Origin of the sequence: Mesorhizobium humile, assembly GCF_033977215.1 — a bacterium.
Lineage (GTDB): Bacteria > Pseudomonadota > Alphaproteobacteria > Rhizobiales > Rhizobiaceae > Mesorhizobium > Mesorhizobium humile.
The window spans coordinates 85,432-101,432 of record NZ_JAVIIV010000007.1 but is presented as its reverse complement, the minus strand read 5'-3'; the positions used below and the strand labels follow the sequence as shown (position 1 = coordinate 101,432).

The 16,001-nt window shown below is 64.4% G+C and carries 15 protein-coding genes; 1 reads left to right on the top strand and 14 read right to left on the bottom strand.

Translation table 11 applies throughout. The features are described from left to right. Positions 1 to 200: 200 nt before the first annotated feature. The 14 genes from RFM52_RS13220 to uxuA form a co-directional block, all read right to left on the bottom strand. The gene (locus tag RFM52_RS13220) at positions 201 to 509 is read right to left on the bottom strand and encodes a substrate-binding domain-containing protein (protein ID WP_320297146.1); all 309 of its coding nucleotides are present in this window, start codon (positions 507 to 509) and stop codon (positions 201 to 203) included. Further along, positions 439 to 1,167, bottom strand: a complete 729-nt coding sequence (locus RFM52_RS13215) for an ABC transporter substrate-binding protein (protein WP_320297147.1) — start codon at positions 1,165 to 1,167, stop codon at positions 439 to 441. The genes RFM52_RS13220 and RFM52_RS13215 overlap by 71 nt, the downstream gene beginning before the upstream one ends. 328 nt (positions 1,168 to 1,495) lie before the next feature. Continuing rightward, positions 1,496 to 2,344 (bottom strand): SMP-30/gluconolactonase/LRE family protein, encoded by an 849-nt coding sequence (locus tag RFM52_RS13210; protein ID WP_320297148.1) that lies wholly within the window; start codon positions 2,342 to 2,344, stop codon positions 1,496 to 1,498. A 10-nt stretch (positions 2,345 to 2,354) separates the two neighbouring features. After that, complete coding sequence (locus RFM52_RS13205) at positions 2,355 to 4,133, bottom strand: CoA-transferase (RefSeq protein WP_320297149.1); 1,779 nt, start codon at positions 4,131 to 4,133, stop codon at positions 2,355 to 2,357. Beyond that, positions 4,130 to 4,918 carry an enoyl-CoA hydratase/isomerase family protein gene (locus RFM52_RS13200; protein ID WP_320297150.1) on the bottom strand — a complete coding sequence of 263 codons (789 nt, stop codon included), beginning with the start codon at positions 4,916 to 4,918 and terminating at the stop codon, positions 4,130 to 4,132. The genes RFM52_RS13205 and RFM52_RS13200 overlap by 4 nt, the downstream gene beginning before the upstream one ends. A gap of 2 nt (positions 4,919 to 4,920) precedes the next feature. Then, positions 4,921 to 6,126, bottom strand: a complete 1,206-nt coding sequence (locus RFM52_RS13195) for a CaiB/BaiF CoA transferase family protein (protein WP_320297151.1) — start codon at positions 6,124 to 6,126, stop codon at positions 4,921 to 4,923. Positions 6,127 to 6,145: 19 nt separating this feature from the next. Beyond that, positions 6,146 to 6,931: an SDR family NAD(P)-dependent oxidoreductase gene (locus tag RFM52_RS13190; RefSeq protein WP_320297152.1), complete on the bottom strand. Its 786-nt coding sequence runs from the start codon at positions 6,929 to 6,931 to the stop codon at positions 6,146 to 6,148. 1 nt (position 6,932) lies between these two features. Beyond that, positions 6,933 to 7,928 (bottom strand): ABC transporter permease, encoded by a 996-nt coding sequence (locus tag RFM52_RS13185; RefSeq protein ID WP_320297153.1) that lies wholly within the window; start codon positions 7,926 to 7,928, stop codon positions 6,933 to 6,935. Positions 7,929 to 7,991: 63 nt separating this feature from the next. After that, the gene (locus tag RFM52_RS13180; protein ID WP_320297154.1) at positions 7,992 to 9,524 is read right to left on the bottom strand and encodes a sugar ABC transporter ATP-binding protein; all 1,533 of its coding nucleotides are present in this window, start codon (positions 9,522 to 9,524) and stop codon (positions 7,992 to 7,994) included. Continuing rightward, positions 9,514 to 10,497: an ABC transporter permease gene (locus RFM52_RS13175; protein ID WP_320297155.1), complete on the bottom strand. Its 984-nt coding sequence runs from the start codon at positions 10,495 to 10,497 to the stop codon at positions 9,514 to 9,516. Before RFM52_RS13175 ends, RFM52_RS13180 begins: the two co-directional genes overlap by 11 nt. Positions 10,498 to 10,721: 224 nt before the next feature. Continuing rightward, a complete protein-coding gene (locus RFM52_RS13170; protein ID WP_320297156.1) occupies positions 10,722 to 11,753 on the bottom strand; it encodes a sugar ABC transporter substrate-binding protein in 1,032 nt (343 codons plus the stop codon). A 27-nt stretch (positions 11,754 to 11,780) separates the two neighbouring features. Beyond that, positions 11,781 to 12,632, bottom strand: a complete 852-nt coding sequence (locus RFM52_RS13165) for an IclR family transcriptional regulator (RefSeq protein WP_320297157.1) — start codon at positions 12,630 to 12,632, stop codon at positions 11,781 to 11,783. Next, the gene (locus RFM52_RS13160) at positions 12,632 to 13,774 is read right to left on the bottom strand and encodes an ABC transporter substrate-binding protein (RefSeq protein WP_320297158.1); all 1,143 of its coding nucleotides are present in this window, start codon (positions 13,772 to 13,774) and stop codon (positions 12,632 to 12,634) included. Before RFM52_RS13160 ends, RFM52_RS13165 begins: the two co-directional genes overlap by 1 nt. 119 nt (positions 13,775 to 13,893) lie before the next feature. After that, positions 13,894 to 15,078 (bottom strand): mannonate dehydratase, encoded by a 1,185-nt coding sequence (gene uxuA / locus RFM52_RS13155; protein ID WP_320297159.1) that lies wholly within the window; start codon positions 15,076 to 15,078, stop codon positions 13,894 to 13,896. Between the two features lie 188 nt (positions 15,079 to 15,266). On the opposite strand from uxuA, the gene RFM52_RS13150 reads away from it, so the two are divergent. Next, the gene (locus RFM52_RS13150) at positions 15,267 to 16,001 is read left to right on the top strand and encodes a FadR/GntR family transcriptional regulator (protein ID WP_320297160.1); all 735 of its coding nucleotides are present in this window, start codon (positions 15,267 to 15,269) and stop codon (positions 15,999 to 16,001) included.

The following is a 16,001-nucleotide window of genomic DNA, read 5'->3' as shown; positions in this document are numbered from 1 at the left end:
TGATTTTAGAGCAATTCCAGGAAAAGTGAGGGCGGTTAAGTTCGGCGCCTTCGCCGTAACCTTCCGCTCGGAATTGCGTCAAACAAGAGATGGAGCGGTTCGCCGTTTCCATGAAACGGTGAAACGATCCAGGCGCGAAGCTCAGACGTTCGAGAAACGGGGATCGGCCCGGACGGGCCGATCCCCGCGATCCCGAAGGCTCATTGTTCCTTGATGAAATCGGTGTCGAGGATGGTCTTCGAGTCGATCGTCATCTTGAGCTTGCCGGCCTTGCCCCAGATGTCCTGCGCGAAATTCACCAGGTCGGCCGCTTCGCTCTTCTCCGGCGTGCCGAAGAATTCCAGGTTGCGGGCGCGGTCGTAGTACCGCACGCCCTTGGCGCCGGCCGCGAAATCCTCGGGCTTCTCGAGATAGCCGCCAATGCCCTTGGCCATGATCTCATAGGCTTTGTCCGGGTTGGTCTTGATGTATTCGACCGCCTTGTAATAGCCCTTGATGAGGGCCTTCACATCTTCGGGATGCTTTGAGCGCGATCACGTCGACGATCAGGCCAGGGGTGGTGGTGGAATCGATCAGCACCTTGCCCTTTCCGCCCTTGCGGACTTCGGTGAGGTGTGGCTCCCAGGTCACCGCGGCGGGAACCTGGCCGGCGATGAAGGCCGTCGCGGCGTCGTCGGCGGTCATGTTGGTGACGCTGACATCGTCCTCGGTCATGCCTTCCTTCTTCAGGAGCACGTTGAACCAGAATTCGGAAACCGAGCCCTCGTTCAAGGCGACGGGCTGGCCTTTCAAATCCTTGAGCGATTTGACGTCGGCCTGCGTGACGACGCCGTCGCCGCCATGGCTGTCGTCGAGCGCCACCACATATTTGAAGCAGAGATCGTCCGAGCGGTATTTCATCAGCTCGTCGACGGTGGAGGCAGCGCCGTCGAGATCGCCGCCGGCCACCGCCGCCATGTAAAGCGCTGATTCTTCTATGATCTTCAGGTCGACATCGACGCCGGCTTCCTTGAAGTAGCCAAGGTCACGGGCAAGGAACAGCGGCCCATAGCCCACCCAGGTGGTCATGCCGAGGCGAATGGCGCCGGCGTTGGCGGGACCGGCAAGCCCTAGGCCCAGCAGGCCTGCGCTGACCGCGGTCATCAGGCAATTTCGGAATGTCTTCATCGTCGTAGTTCCCCTATGGCTGTTACCGGCATCGACCTCATTGGAGTGGCGTATGCCAGGCTGTCGTTTCGGCAGCCGCTCTCTTGTTATGCGTCGCCCTCCCAGGCGGGCCTTCTTCTAGGTCACGCAAGAGAGCATCCGGGCCGGATCGCAAAAAGAAGTCTTTTTCTGTCCTTTGCTTCGCCGAAACCGAAGCAGCCGGCCTCGCGTGGCCGTGAACGGCTTGTCGACCAAGGGAATTCTTGCGGTGGCGACGCTCGCCCGATCGAAGGCGCAAGGCGCGACAGTCACGCCTCTTCCGCGGCGGCGCCGTCTTATCTTTGGCGGTTCAGGCGCCGCTCAAGCCCGCAATCGCCGCCAGATCGATCTCGGTGATGTGCCAGCGGCCAAGGTTCGCGGTGTAGAGCTTGTCGCCCTTGAAGGCGATGTTGGTGGGATGCGCCAGCGTCGTCGCGGCCGGATCCTCGATCAACACTTCGAGACCTTGCTCCTTTCGCCAGCGATAGATGCGGCTCGGCTCGTAGCATGAGATCAGCAGCGAGCCGTCGGGAGCGAAGGCGAGCCCGTCTGGAACATTGCGAACGTCTTCGACCACGACCTGCCGGACCCCAGCCTTGCCGTCGGCAAGGATCGGAACGTGGCTGATACAGGGCGCGTTGCTTTCCACCACATAGAGGCCGTTGCCGTTCGGCGCCATGGCCATGCCATTGGCGAACGACATCGCGTCCCGGCACCACAGGCCGCCCTCGCCCGTCTTGAGATCGTAACGGAAGATGCCCGAGCGATTGTCCTCGCCGACGCTGTCCGAAACGAAGAGCCAGCCTCTCGCCTCGTCGACGATCGGATAGTTGGGCACGCGGATGCCGGACGAAGCGAACCGCTCCATGCGACCTGTCGCGGCATCCCAACGGAAGATCGCGGCATGCCTGAGATCGCAGGCAAAGCAGTTGCCGGCGCTGTCGAAGGCAATGCCAAGCAGAAAGCCATCGGTGCCGCCCATGCGCTCGACCGAGCCGCCGTCTGCCGCCAGTCTCAGCAGATCGCCGGTCTCGGTACCGCACCAGATCGATCCGTCGCGATGGACGGCCACGCCTTCCGGATGCGCGACGCGCGGGTCGGTGAAGATGCCGTCGAAGAAGACGCGGGCGGCGGACATATCGAGCAACGGTTTTGCCATGGAACGTTTCTCAGCTTTGCGCGGCGATGCAGCGTTCGACCATCGCGCGGTCGGCCGCGAGGATTTCGGCGATGAGCGCGCCACGCTCCTTGGCGCTGACGAATTCCAGGCGCCGCAGGCCAAGCGGGTCGATGCGGCTTCGCAGCACGGCAAGCGTATCGCTGGAGGGCACCGGCACCTCGCGGCAATCGGCATCGAATGTCACTTCGAAACCGGTGGCTTCACCGATCTGCGGCCGGGTGACGCCCGGCATGGTTTCGATGACGATCAATTTCCTGGATGCCTGGTCGAGCCGGAAGATGCAGAGATCGGTGAAGACCAGCGCCTTGCCTGTGCGATAGCCCATCGGCTCGCGTTCGGACGGCGTCAGCAGTCCGCGCGCCGAGCTCGCGATCTCGACCGCGTCGACCAGCGACTGGACCGAATGACGCGGAACGTAGAGCAGGTAGTCGCGATGCATGTTGGCGACGTCGGCCATGCCGCCCTGCCCCGGCAGCCGGATCAGACCGCCGCTCGGCTTGCGCAGCGCGATGGTATTGACGCGGCCGTGCCGGTCGACTTGCGCGGCGCCGACGATCTCATGCGTCACCGCGCCCGCCTGGTAGTAGGTCGAGTAGGTGTCGTCGCCGCCGGCATGCGCCACGGCCGTCTCGCAATCGAGGCTTTCGATCAGCGACAGCACCATCGGGCTCGGCGCGACGTCGAGGTGGCCGCAGCTCATCGTCGCGATGATCATGTCAGGCGCATGCGTCGCCTTGGCCAGCCGATAGGCGACATTGGCGAGCGGCGACACCGCGCCGGCGCTGGCGAAGCTCTCATTGTCGAGCTCGGCCGCGATCCGCGCGGCAATGATCTCGTCGACGGTTGCTTCCCCTTCGCCCTGCGACAATGCAGGCATCGCGAGGACCATTTCGGCGGTGACCTTGGCCGCTTTTTGAAGCCGCTCCGGCAGGCCGCCTAAAGGCAGACCGAGCCTATCCGACAGAGCTGCGTCCTTCGTCGCGAAGGCCTCCGACAAGGCCTGATAATCCGTGACGTAGAATGGCAGGCACGAGGCCGGATAGGCGCCGCCCGGCGCAAGCGCAATGGCCGAAACCTGATTGCGGGTGAGGATGCTCTGGCGGCCGTCCCGGCGCAGTGCCCCAACCGGCACGATCTCCTCGACCGTGACCAGCACCTGGCGCGCCGCGCCGGCCATGGCGAAGTCCAGCGCCCGCGGCCCGATGATCTCGACATTGCCGCTTTTGTCGGCGCGCTGGGCGTGGACGACAAATGTGTCGAGCCTGAGCGGCGGGACGAACCCCGTATCGGTCTCGGCAAGCGGATCGGGCCTGGCGGCCGCAGTTGGCACGCGCGCCAGCATGTCGGACCCTTGAGGAAGCTGGAACGGCATCGACGGCAGGTTCTGCTGCGCCGCCCGCAGCGCCTGGATCATGGCCAGGGCCGTCCAGTCGCGGACGGGGATCGCGCCAATCTCGGCGGCCGCGCGGAATTTCGGCGGCAGCCCGAAGATGTCGAGGCTGGAAAAGCACAGCTCGATCTCAGCCACCGCGCCCGCCTCGAGCAGCAGCTCGAGCGGCAACCCGCCAGCCCAGGAGACGTAGTGCAAGTCTTTCACACCGGTCTTGGCGATCGCACGCAGCAAGGCGATCGGCAGTCGGGCGAAATGATGACCGCCGACGCCGAAAGCGTCGCCATGGCCGACCATCGCTGCCAGCCCCTCGACATCCGTGAAGCTCGGCCGGTTCGGCTTGACCAGAGACAATGCAGTTCGATCGCCGATCTTCACGGCCCGGCCTTTTTCACCTTGGTCGCGCTCCTCTCGGCGAATTCCCTGACGCGCCGTTGGCCAACCTCGCTGCGGTAAAGGCCGCCCAGTATGTTACGCTCCATGGCGAGGCCATCCGCCAGATCACCCGACACCGCATGCGCCGTCAGGACTTTGAGACCTTCGATCGCGGAAGCCGGCTCGGCAGCGATCATCCCGGCCAGTTCCAGCGCGCGCGGCATCAGCCTTTCGACATCGACGATCTCGTTGACCAGGCCCGCGCTGACGAATTCGGAGGCCGGCACGATGGCGCCGGTCATCAGCAGAAGACTGGCGCGGTTGCGGCCGAGCTTGGCGACGGTGCGCTGCGTGCCGCCGCCGCCGGGGATCAGCCCGAGCTTGATCTCCGGCAGGCCGAGCTTCGCGAACTGGTTGGCGATCACGATGTCGCAGCACAGCACCAGCTCCATGCCGCCGCCCAGCGCAAAGCCGTTGACCGCCGCGATCACCGGCTTGCGGTTGTTCTCGATCGCCGCATACATGCGCGTGCCGGCAGCCTGAAACGTGTCGAACTCGGCCGCCGTCTGGGCCGCGTATTCCTTGATATCGGCGCCGGCCATGAAGCCGCGCCCCTCGCCGGTCACCACGATCGCGCCGACGCCCGCATCAGAGGACAGCGCTTCCAACGCCTCCGTGATCTCGCCTTGCATCAGCCGGTTCATGGCGTTGAGCTGATCGGCGCGGCGAAAGGTAACGACCGCGACGCGGCCCTGGGTTTCGACCGTGAGCGTCTGGTAGGCGCGCATCGTCAGGCCGCGTCCACGGTCATGTCGCCGGAGGCTTCGAGCGCCGCGATCTCGTCCCTCGACAGGCCCAACTCGGCCAGGATCTCGCGGCCATGCTGGCCAACCAGCGGCGCCGGCCGCTCGATGGTCGCCGGCGTCTCGCTCATCTTGACCGCCGGCGCCACCACCCGCACGTTGCCGCCGCGCGGATGATCGTAGCTGGTGATCATGCCCATATGCGTGACCTGCGGGTCTTCCGCCGCGCGGCGGATATCCTTCACCTCGGCGCACCAGATGTCGGCCTTGAGCAACCGCGCCAAGAGATCCTGCGTGGCGAATTTCCTGGTCTCGGCATTGACCTTCTCGAACACTTCGTCGCGCTTGTCGAACAAGGTCTTGAGGTCGTCATAGACGGCGAGCTGCGGCGCTTCCAGCACCTCGTAGAGCGTCTTGAACGGGCTCATGGCGATCGACACATAGCCACCGTCCTTCGTCTCATAGATGCCGAATGGCGCCTGCATGCCGGGATGGCCGATGCCGGAATTCGGCCGCACGAAATCCTCGCCGAGATTGAGCACGGCGACATATTCCTGGTTGAGATGCGCCAAGAGGCCGGCCAGCAGGTTGACCTCGATCTTCTGGCCCTTGCCGGTCTTCTCGCGATAATAGAGCGCCGACAGGATGCCGTAGACCATATTCATGGCGCCGATCTGGTCGGCAAGCCCGGCGCCTGCCGGAACCGGCGCCTGGTCGCCGCGGCCGGTGTTGGCGATCAGCCCCGCAAGGCCCTGGATCAGCATGTCCTGTCCAGGACGCTCTACGTAAGGGCCTTCCTCGCCATAGCCCGAGCCCGAGCAGTAGATGATGCGCGGATTGACGGCCTTGAAGTCCTCATAGCCGTAGCCGAGCTTGGCCAGCACGCCGGGACGGAAATTCTGCACGACGACGTCCGCGCTCTTTGCCATCTCCATGATGATGGCATGCACCTTGCGGCTCTTCAGGTTCAGCGCGATGGAGCGCTTGTTGCGGTTCCAGGCGAGGAAGTTCGGGCTCTCGGAGCCGCCCACCCACTTGGCGAAGAAGGTCATGCCGCGGAACATGTCGCCGGCGCCGGCGCGCTCGATCTTGATGACATCGGCGCCCATGTCGCCGAGCAGCTGTGTGGCGAACGGTCCCTGCAGCAGATGGCTGAAGTCGAGGATGCGGACGCCTTCGAGGGCCTTGTTCATTTCATGTCTCGTTTCGTTTTCAAAGCAGTTCGGGAACGTAGCGGGGCGCGGCCGTCAGCCCGCCATCGACGCGCAGATCGGTGCCGGTGGTGAAGCCGGCTGCGTCGGAAGCCAGATAGACGGCTGCCTCGGCCACTTCCGAGGGCTGGCCGATGCGGCCGAGCGGATGCATCTTGACCCAGGCCTTGGCGAGGCTGCCGCCGATCTCCTTGATCAGCCTGTCGTTCATCGGCGTGTTGATGGTGCCCGGCGAGATCGAGTTGACGCGGACATTCACCGGGCCGAACTCGACCGCCATCTGGCGCGTCATCGCCATCACCGCGCCCTTGGCGCCGGCATAGGCGGTCCACCCATCGAGGCCGATATGGCCCTGCGCCGAGGCCATGTTGATGATCGAGCCCGACTTCTGCGCGATCATGTGCGGCAGCGCGTATTTGCAGCCGCGGAAGACGCTGGTCAGGTTGACCGCGATCAGCCTGTGCCACTGCTCGTCGGTCATCTCGTGCACCGGCATGCCGCCGATGGCGATGGCGGCGTTGTTGACCAGGATGTCGAGATGTCCGGTCTTCTTGACCGCGCTGTCGATCAGGCCGGCGATATCGGCTTCCTGGGAGACGTCGCAATGGACGTAGTCGGCGCTGCGGCCGGCCGCGCGCAGTGCTGCGGCGAACTTCTCGCCGGCCTCATCGGCGATGTCGCCGAGGAAGACATGCGCCCCTTCCCGCGCCATCGCCTCGGCGATCGCGTGGCCGATGCCGTCGGCTGCACCGGTGATGACGGCAGTTTTTCCGTCGAGACGAGCCATGTCAGCCTCCATTCGCGCGCCGGCGCTTCGCTTCGTCGAAGGCGACCGCGGCAATGATGATCATGCCGGTGATGACCAGCTGCCATTCGGTCGGCAGCCCGAGCCCGCGCAGGCCGTTGGACAGGAATTGCAGGATCAGGACGCCGAGCGCCATCCCGGTCAGGCTGCCGATGCCGCCGGCAAGGCTCACCCCGCCGAGCACCGTCGCGGCGACGACCTGGAATTCGAAATTCAATCCCGCCGTATGCTGCGCCGAACCGACACGCGCCGCCAGGATGATGCCGGCGACCGTCGCCAGCAGCGCGCTGATGATGAAGCAGATGAACTTGACGCGCCGCACGTCGTAGCCGGCCAGCCGCGCCACTTCCTGGTTGCCGCCGACGGCATAGATCTGCCGCCCGAACGGCCGGTGCTGCATCATGTAGCCGAAGGCGGCAAGCAGCACGATGGCGATCACCGCCGAATACGGGATGATGTTGAACAGACGTCCGTCGGAGAGCGCGATGAAGCTATCGAGGCTGGCGTCGTCGGGGATCGCGCGCTGGCCGGTGTAGAGATAGACGCCGCCCCGCATGATGAACATCGTGCCCAGCGTCACGATCAGCGAATTGATGCCGGCATAGGCGACGAGATAGCCGTTCACCACACCGATGATCAGGCCGAACAGCAGCGCGCCGCTGACGCCGAGCAGCAGCGAGTTGGTGTCGTTCATGATGATGATCAGCGGCAGCGCGATGGTTGCCAGCAGCGAGCCGATCGAGATGTCGACCTCGCCGGAGATGAAGACGATGGCGCAGCCGATGCCGGCGGTGAGCGCCAGCGAGGCCTGCCCGAGCACGTTGGTCATGTTGCGCACGGAGAAGAAATTCTCGACCGTGGCGGAAAAGAACGCCAGCACGAGGATCAGGCACACGAGCAGCGCCAGCTCCTGCCGGGCAAAGAGCCGCGCCAGCAGGGATGGCTGGTCTTTTGCGGAAGCCGTGCTTGCCAGGCTCATCGCTTGCCTCCTCCGAGGGAATGGCGCGTATCGCAAACAATGCTGCGGCGATGCGCCATGGTTCTATCCGATCGCCGCATTGAGGATCTTTTCCTGCGTGGCTTCCTCGCGCGACATGACAGCGGTCAGACGGCCTTCGCACATCACCGCGATACGGTCGGCGAGGCCAAGCAGCTCCGGCATCTCGGACGTCATCATGACGACCGCCAGGCCCTCGCCGGCGAGCCGGTCGATCAGCGCGAAGATTTCCGACTTGGCGCCGACATCGATGCCGCGCGTCGGCTCGTCGACGACGATGACCTTCAGGCCGCGCATCAGCCAGCGCGAGATCAGGACCTTCTGCTGGTTGCCGCCCGACAGGTTCTTGATCTGCTGGAACAGGCTGGGCGTCTTGATGCGGAAGCGGTCGACATAGTCCTGCACCGCCTGATGCTCCTTCGCCTTGTCGACGAAGCCCAATCGGGCGAACCCGCCGAGCGAGGCGAGGCTGGCATTCTGGTAGACGGGCAGCTCGCCCATCAGGCCTTCGCTCTTGCGGTCCTCGGTGAGCAGGCCGATGCCGAGCCGCACCCCGGTACGGGTGTCGTGCGGCGCAAGGCGCCGACCGTCGACCATGATGGTGCCCGAAATGATCGGATCGTAGCCAACGATCGCCTTGGCGAGCTCGGTGCGGCCGGCGCCCATCAATCCGAAGAAGCCGAGCACCTCGCCGGCGTGCGCCTCGAAGGACACGTCGATGAGCTTCTTCGCCGTGCTGAGCTTCTCGACGGACAGCGCCACCTTGCTGCCCGCCGCGCCGCGCTGGCGGGGAAAGAGGTTGTCGATGCGCCGGCCGATCATGTCCTGGATCAGCGTGTCGTTGGTGTGCTCGCCGATCGGCTTGGTCGATATGTGGCGTCCATCGCGCAGCACCGTCACCGTGTCGGCTATCTCGAACACCTCGTCGAGCTTGTGGCTGACATAGACCACGGCGATGCCGAGCGATGCCAGGCGGCGGATGACGGTGAACAGCAGCGCGACTTCGTTCGGCGTCAGCGAGGATGTCGGTTCGTCCATCACCACCACGCGCGCCTCATGAGCGAGCGCGCGGGCGATCTCGACCATCTGCTGCTGGCTGACCGGCAGCGATCCCGTCCGCGCCGCCGGATCGACGTTGAAGCCGATGCGGTTGAACAGCGCCGCCGAGTCCGCGCGGATCTTCTTCCAGTCGATCGAGCCGGTCCTGCCGATCGGATAGCCTTCCAGGAAGATGTTTTCCGCGACGGTGAATTCGGAGATCAACGCGATCTCCTGGAAGACGACCTTGATGCCTTCCTTGAGGCTGTCCCGCGGCGACTTGATGTCGACCTCGCGTCCGCGCATGCGGACCGTGCCGGCATCCTTGCCGTAGACGCCTGCCATGATCTTGATCAGCGTCGACTTGCCGGCGCCGTTTTCGCCCATCAGGGCGTGGATCTTGCCGGGCTCCAGCGTGAAGTCGACATTGTCCAGCGCCACCACGCCCGGAAACCGTTTGCCGATGCCACGCATCTCCAGCGCCGACACATTCGTGTCGATGGCCGGGCCTTCGCCGGGATGAAGGAAATCAACGGACATTGGCTTTGTTCCGGATGATGTCGAGATAGGTCGCCAGGATGATGACGATGCCCGGCACCACCATCTGCAGGTCCTGGTTCCAGCCGAGGATGATGATGCCGTTGTCGATCACCTTCAGCACCAGCACGCCGAGCAGCGTGCCGAACAGCGAGCCGCGGCCGCCGAGCAGGCTGGTGCCGCCGAGGATGACGGCGGCGATCACCGTCAGTTCGAAGCCGCGCCCGGCAGTCGGCTGGCCGGCATTCATCAATGACGACAGGATCATGCCGGCGACGCCCACGCACAGGCCGGTGACGACGAAGGCAAGCAGCTTGAGCCGTTCCGAACGCAAGCCGGACAGGCGCACCGCCTTTTCATTGGCGCCGACCGCGTAAAGGTAGCGGCCGAGCGTGGTGAAGCGCAGCGTCACATAGGCGACGATGAAGATCAGCGCCGCCACAATGACGGGGACCGGCACGGCGCCGATATAGCCGGCGCCGAGATCGGTGAAGCTTGCCAGTTGATTGTGGTTCTGCACCGCTTCGCGCGTGAACAGATAGACGCCGCCCTGCAGCATCATCATGGTGCCGATGGTGGCGATCAGCGAGTTCACCCTGAGCCGGGTGACGACGAGCCCGTTGAACAGGCCGACGCCGCCGGCAAAGGCAAGTGCCGCCAGCATGCCGAGCGCGAGGCTGTGGGTGGAATTGAGCACCGCCATGCCGATGCAGCCGACAAAGGCAAGCGAGGCGCCGACCGACAGGTCGACTTCCGCCGTGATGATGAGCATGGTCATGCCCGAAGCGACGATCAGCACCAGCGCGCACTGGCGCAGGATGGCGATGATGTTGGCCTCCGAGTAGAACTGCGGCGCCGCGATCGAGATGGCGATGCAAAGCACCGCCAGGATCGCGCCCAGCACCAGCTGGCTGCTGCCGAGAAGCTGGCCGCCGATGAAGCGCTTCTGCGCGGAAGCGTGTGTTAGCTCGCTCATGTCAGTCCATTCCCGTCGCTAGAGCATGATGCCGAAAAGTGTGAAGCGGTTTTCGGACGACATCATGCTCTATCTCTTGGATTTAGAGACGGATTCAGATTTCAGGCCGAACAGGCCTGAAATCATCCGGCTCTAAGGTCAAGCGCCGGCGCCGTGCCTTCGCGGGCCATCGACGCCTGGCTGGTAGCCCTTCCCGCGACGCGGGAAGGGCCGTGTCGATCGGCCTATTTCTTCAGGTCGGCCGAGGTCTTCATGCACTTTGCCGGCGGCTGCAGCGCGTTGACGGCGTCCCATTTGATGGTGCGGGCCGTGCCGTCGTAATCATAGTATTTCTTCCAGTCGTCGCCAGTCATCGGCGCGGTCGGGCTGACGATGTGCTCCGGCACCTGTTCGTTGTTGAACAACTTGACCGCCGCGTCGATGGTCGTGAAGCCTTCCTTCTCCGGGAACATGGCGGCCTCGATGCGGTAGGACGGCTCGTTCTGCATGGCGTTGATGAAGGCGAGCCCTTCGCCGCCGGTGCCGACCGTCAGCAGGCTGTCCTGCGACTTGCCGGCGGCCTTCCAGGCCTGCAGGCCGCCGAGCGACGACGAGTCGTTGATGCCGTAGATGATGTTGACGTCGGAGTTCTTGGCGAGTGCCGCCGAAGACACTTCCAGCGCGCGGTCCGGATTGCCGCCGCCGTCGAGGTCGTGGACCATGACCGCGTCGGGGACGATGGTCTTGAGCCCGTCCATGAAGCCCTGTGAGCGCAGCACCGTCGCCGACAGCAACGGCAAGCCGACATTCATCACCTTGGCGACGCCGCCGAGCTTTTCCTTGGCATATTTGCCCGCCTCGACGCCGGAGAAATAGCCGGTGTCGTAGTCGCAGATGGCGACCATCGTGGTCATGCCCTTGACCGGGTTGCCCTCGAGCACCACCGGGATGTTGGCGGCCTTGGCCTGACGCAGCAGCGGCACCACGCCTTCCTCATTCACCGGGGTGATGATCAGCACGTCGACGCCCTTGGCGATGAAGTCTTCGGCCGCGGCGACCTGCTTGGCGATGTCGAGATTGGCGTCCTGGACCTCGACCTCGATTCCCAGTTCCTTGCCGTGCGCCTTCATGCCCTTGATGACGTTCTGGTACCACTCATGCGTGGCGTAGTTGGTGACGTAGCCGATGTGCTTGGGCATGTTCTCGGCATGCGCCGCCGCCGCGCCGATCGCCAGCATGGCCGCGGATGCGAGCAGGATTGATTTGGACCAGTGCATTTTTCTCTCCCAGGGTTTTCGTTTGTCTCAGTCGCTGAACGGGTAATCCCGCCGTTCCGGGTCGGCACGTGAAGAGCTGTTGGCTTCGCCCCAACCGAGCGCGGCCGATATCTTCTCGGCGGCGGCCCGGGTTCTCTCGAAGACGGTCTGACGGTCGAAGCGCGCCGCCTTCTGCGGCAGCAGCGGCACCGTAAGCGCTGCAATGACGGCGCCGACATGATCGCGCACGGGCATCGAGATGTTGGTGCAGCCCTCGACGGCCAGTGACGCGCGCATCTCGTAGCCGAGCCTGGCCACCTCGTTCAGCCGCGCCTCGATCTCTTCGCGCGTCCCCTGCCCTTCGCCGGCGGCCACGATGCGCTCGACGATGCGGTCGCGCTCGGCCCGGTTCGAATGGGCGAGCAGCACCGCGCCGGAACTGGTTTCGAGGATCGGGAAATGCGAGCCGAGCGCTACCGAATAGCGCATCGGCAGCGGTGAATCGATCTGCAGCACCACCAGCGCGTTCTGCCCCTCGCGCACCACCAGGTGGCAGCTCTGGTCGGCATTGGCGGTCAATTCGCGCATCACCGGCAGCGCGGATTCGACCAGCCTGTTCACCGGCGGATGCATATGCGCCAGCTCGAACAGTTTCAGCGACAGCCGGAAGCGGTCCGATTGCGTGCGGAAGAGGTAGCCGCGCTTCTCCAGCAAGAGCAGGATGCGGTAGATTTCGTGGATGGAGCGGCCCATGCCGGTGGCGATCTCGGTCTGGGTCAGCGCTTCGGCCCTGGAGGCCATGAACTCCAGCACGTCGAGCGCCTTCTCCACCGCCGGCACGCGATATCCGTTGCGGCCGCTTTCGCTTTCCTCGAGCGTTTCGGCAATGTCGGCGGCCATCACGCGACGCTCCGTTCTGGTTGCCTGGTTTCGCGATAGAGGCGGTTGACGTGATCGGCGAGTTCAGCGGCCGAGATGTCGCCGGCGATCGCGGCAGCCGCGCGCGGCGCGCAGTCGCGGAAGAAGGCGATGAAGCCCGGATGCGTCGGACGCAGATAGGACGAGCCGATCGTGCGCAGCGTCGAGGAGAAGAAATCACCGGAGAGACGATTGACCTCGGCGTCCTTCCAGGCCGCCAGCGATCCCGGCTGTCCGCCCGATTTGACATAGTCGCTGCGCTGATAATTGGGCGAGCACAGGAACAGCGCGTAGTCGATCGCATGCTGCTTGTGCTTCGACTGAGCGCTGACGCCGATGCCGGCGCCGCCGAGCAGCGCGCCGGCCGATCGCACGGTCGGCACATCGGCAAAGCGCAGATACGGCCTGTCGGTTTTCGCGGCGTAGTTCACATAGCCGAAGGCGAACGGCACATAGACGACGTCGTCATGCGCGATCATGTGGTCGTAGCAGCGGATCGGATTCCAACCGGACGAGTTCGGATGCGACAGCGCCGCAAGCTCGCGCAATTGCCCGACGGCCGTCTCGACCATGTCCGGCGCGATGAAGTGCTCACCGTCTTCCTGCGGGTCGCCAAGCGTCAGAAGCAGGCACATCGCGTCCGTCGCCACGAAAGGCAGGCCAAGCCACCTTCCGTCCTTGCGCGCCAGCCGGCCGAGCGCGACGACTTCTTCATGCGTACGCGGCACCGGCCCGTAGCGCTCCAGAAGGTCCGGACGATAGGAGGCGACGTGGCAGGCGGCATCGATCGGCAATGCCCATTGCCGCCCGTTCTTCTTGTAGGACCGCCAGGACGGACCGACCGAATCCTGCTCGAAAAAGCGGACCTGTTCCGCCGACAGATACGCGTCGAACGGCACCATCAGCTCGTCCTGCGCGATGTCGCCGATGAAGGGATGGTCGAACACCACCAGATCGTAGGCCGAGAGCACAGGGCCAAGCGCGCCCTCGCCGAACTCATAGAGGCTGCGGCGGTCCCATTCGATTTCCAGGCCGGGATTGGCGGCGCGATACGGCGCCACGCTGGCATCCAGCGGACCCCAGCAACGTCGATGATCCCACGCAAGACCGCGCAGTCTTGTCATATCCGGCAATTCCTCCCTGGAACCGGGCGCGTGCCCGGCCCGCAGACCAGTAGCAGTTATTTTCACCTGGGAAAAGAGTTTTTACATACGCAAAACCAACTCTCCTCCCGGCCGCAGCCTCAAGCCAGGCCGAACCTCTCGACGGCGCGCATGATGCCGCGCAGTTCGGCAAGGCCCTTGAGCCGGCCGATCAGCGAATAGCCGGGATTGATCTTCGTCTTGCCGATGTCGTCGGCGAGCAGGTGCCCATGATCGGGCCGCATCGGAATGCGCCAATCGGCGCGGCCTTCCTTGCGGCGGCGCGCCTCCTCCTGCATCAGCGCGAGGATGACATGCGCCATGTCGGTGCCGCCCTCGAGATGCTCGGCCTCGTGGAACGAGCCGTCATCCTCGATGGTGACATTGCGCAGATGGACGAAATGGATGCGGCCGGCGAACGCCTTGACCATGGCGACGATGTCATTGTCGGCGCGCGTGCCGTAGGAGCCGGTGCAGAAGGTCAGGCCATTGGCCGGGCTGTGGACGGCGTCGAGGATGAAGCGCGCATCGTCGGCGGTCGAGACGATGCGCGGCAGGCCGTAGAGCGAGAATGGCGGATCGTCGGGATGGATGCACATGCGCACCCCTTCCTGTTCGGCCACCGGAATGATCTCGCGCAGGAACCAGGCGAGGTTCTCGCGCAATTCCTTCGGCCCGATCGAATCGTAGTCGGCCAGGGCCTCGCGAAAGCTGTCGCGGTTGTAGGCGCGCTCGGTGGCGGGCAGGCCGGCGATGAGGTTTCGCTCGATCCTGTCGATCTTCTCGTCGCCGAGTTCCTTCAGCCGCGCTTCCGCCTCGGCGATGCGGGCGGGCGAGTAGCCGTCCCGGGCATTGCGGCGCTTCAACACGAACAGGTCGTAGGCCGCGAAATCGATCGCGTCGAAGCGTAGCGCATAACCCGTCGTCGGCAGGCGGTAGGCCAGATCCGTGCGGGTCCAGTCGACGACTGGCATGAAATTGTAGCAGATCGTCGCGATGCCGGCCTTCGCCAAGGCGCAGATCGTATCCTTGTAGTGGCCGACATAGCGGAGCCGTTCCGGCGAGCCGATCTTGATCGAGTTGTGGACCGGAATACTCTCGACCACCGACCAGGTCAGCCCCGCCGCCTCGATGATGCGCTTGCGCTCGAGGATGTTCTCCAGCGGCCAGACGCGCCCGTCATAGATGTCGTGCAGGGCCGAGACTACGCCTGTCGCGCCCGCCTGCTTGACGTGATCGAGTGTCACCGGATCGTCCGGGCCATACCAGCGCCAGCACTGTTCCATTGCCGCTTCCCTCTGTGAATGGCCGGAACTTATTGTTGGACCACAACAGGAGTCAAATTAAAAATTTCCAGGCTTCGAGAGATCGGTTTGCGGCGAGGCAACGGAAAATTCGACCAAGGAGCTCCCAAAATCTGTTGTTTTCCTCAAACCATGCGATATGTTGGTCCAACAATTTAGGAGGATCGACGGTGGAAGATACTCAGGCCGCGCGTGACAACATCGTCGCCCGCCGTGCCAGCGGCAGGTCCGCGGTCGACACCGCGGCCGGACGGATCCTCGACCTTATTCGCGCGCGACAACTCAATGTCGGCGATGTTCTGCCGACCGAACGCGAGCTCAGCGAGATCACCGGCGCCAGCCGCAACACGGTGCGCGAGGCGCTGCGCACCATCCGCACCTATGGGCTGATCGAGCCCAAGCCGCGTGTCGGCGCTGTGCTCGCCGACGGGCAGAGCATCGCCATCCAGAATTTCTTCGCCGCGCATATGGATGTCTCGCGCTCGTCATTTGCGGACATCCAGGGTTTCAGACGCATCATCGAGGTCGGCATCGGCGACCACATCGTGCTCAATGCCACGAGCGAGCAGATCGACACGCTGGACGAGATCAACGCCCGGATCGTCGACAGCCGCTCGATCGAGGAAGCCGCCGAGAACGATTTCAATTTCCACATGGCGCTGATCGGTCTGGCGGGCAACCGCATGCTGACGGACATGTATTCCTTCCTCTCGCCCGTGATCCTGCGGATCATGACCATCGGCAAGGAAATGCGGCCGGTGCTGGCCGACACCCGCGCCGCGCATGCCGAGATCATCGCCGCGCTCCGCGCACGCGACAGGCTGGCCTACGCCTATCTGATGAGCCGCCATCTCGATTTCGCCCTGCGCTTCCTGCCGGAAGAGCCTGGTTCCGACAGCGACTGA

What these genes read in the sequence shown, in the direction of transcription:
- RFM52_RS13215 (WP_320297147.1), bottom strand. Translation starts at nt 1,167, where the DNA reads ATGAAGACATTCCGAAATTGCCTGATGACCGCGGTCAGCGCAGGCCTG.
- RFM52_RS13210 (WP_320297148.1), bottom strand. Translation starts at nt 2,344, where the DNA reads ATGGCAAAACCGTTGCTCGATATGTCCGCCGCCCGCGTCTTCTTCGAC.
- RFM52_RS13200 (WP_320297150.1), bottom strand. Translation starts at nt 4,918, where the DNA reads ATGCGCGCCTACCAGACGCTCACGGTCGAAACCCAGGGCCGCGTCGCG.
- RFM52_RS13195 (WP_320297151.1), bottom strand. Translation starts at nt 6,126, where the DNA reads ATGAACAAGGCCCTCGAAGGCGTCCGCATCCTCGACTTCAGCCATCTG.
- RFM52_RS13190 (WP_320297152.1), bottom strand. Translation starts at nt 6,931, where the DNA reads ATGGCTCGTCTCGACGGAAAAACTGCCGTCATCACCGGTGCAGCCGAC.
- RFM52_RS13185 (WP_320297153.1), bottom strand. Translation starts at nt 7,928, where the DNA reads ATGAGCCTGGCAAGCACGGCTTCCGCAAAAGACCAGCCATCCCTGCTG.
- RFM52_RS13180 (WP_320297154.1), bottom strand. Translation starts at nt 9,524, where the DNA reads ATGTCCGTTGATTTCCTTCATCCCGGCGAAGGCCCGGCCATCGACACG.
- RFM52_RS13175 (WP_320297155.1), bottom strand. Translation starts at nt 10,497, where the DNA reads ATGAGCGAGCTAACACACGCTTCCGCGCAGAAGCGCTTCATCGGCGGC.
- RFM52_RS13170 (WP_320297156.1), bottom strand. Translation starts at nt 11,753, where the DNA reads ATGCACTGGTCCAAATCAATCCTGCTCGCATCCGCGGCCATGCTGGCG.
- RFM52_RS13165 (WP_320297157.1), bottom strand. Translation starts at nt 12,632, where the DNA reads ATGGCCGCCGACATTGCCGAAACGCTCGAGGAAAGCGAAAGCGGCCGC.
- RFM52_RS13160 (WP_320297158.1), bottom strand. Translation starts at nt 13,774, where the DNA reads ATGACAAGACTGCGCGGTCTTGCGTGGGATCATCGACGTTGCTGGGGT.
- uxuA (WP_320297159.1), bottom strand. Translation starts at nt 15,078, where the DNA reads ATGGAACAGTGCTGGCGCTGGTATGGCCCGGACGATCCGGTGACACTC.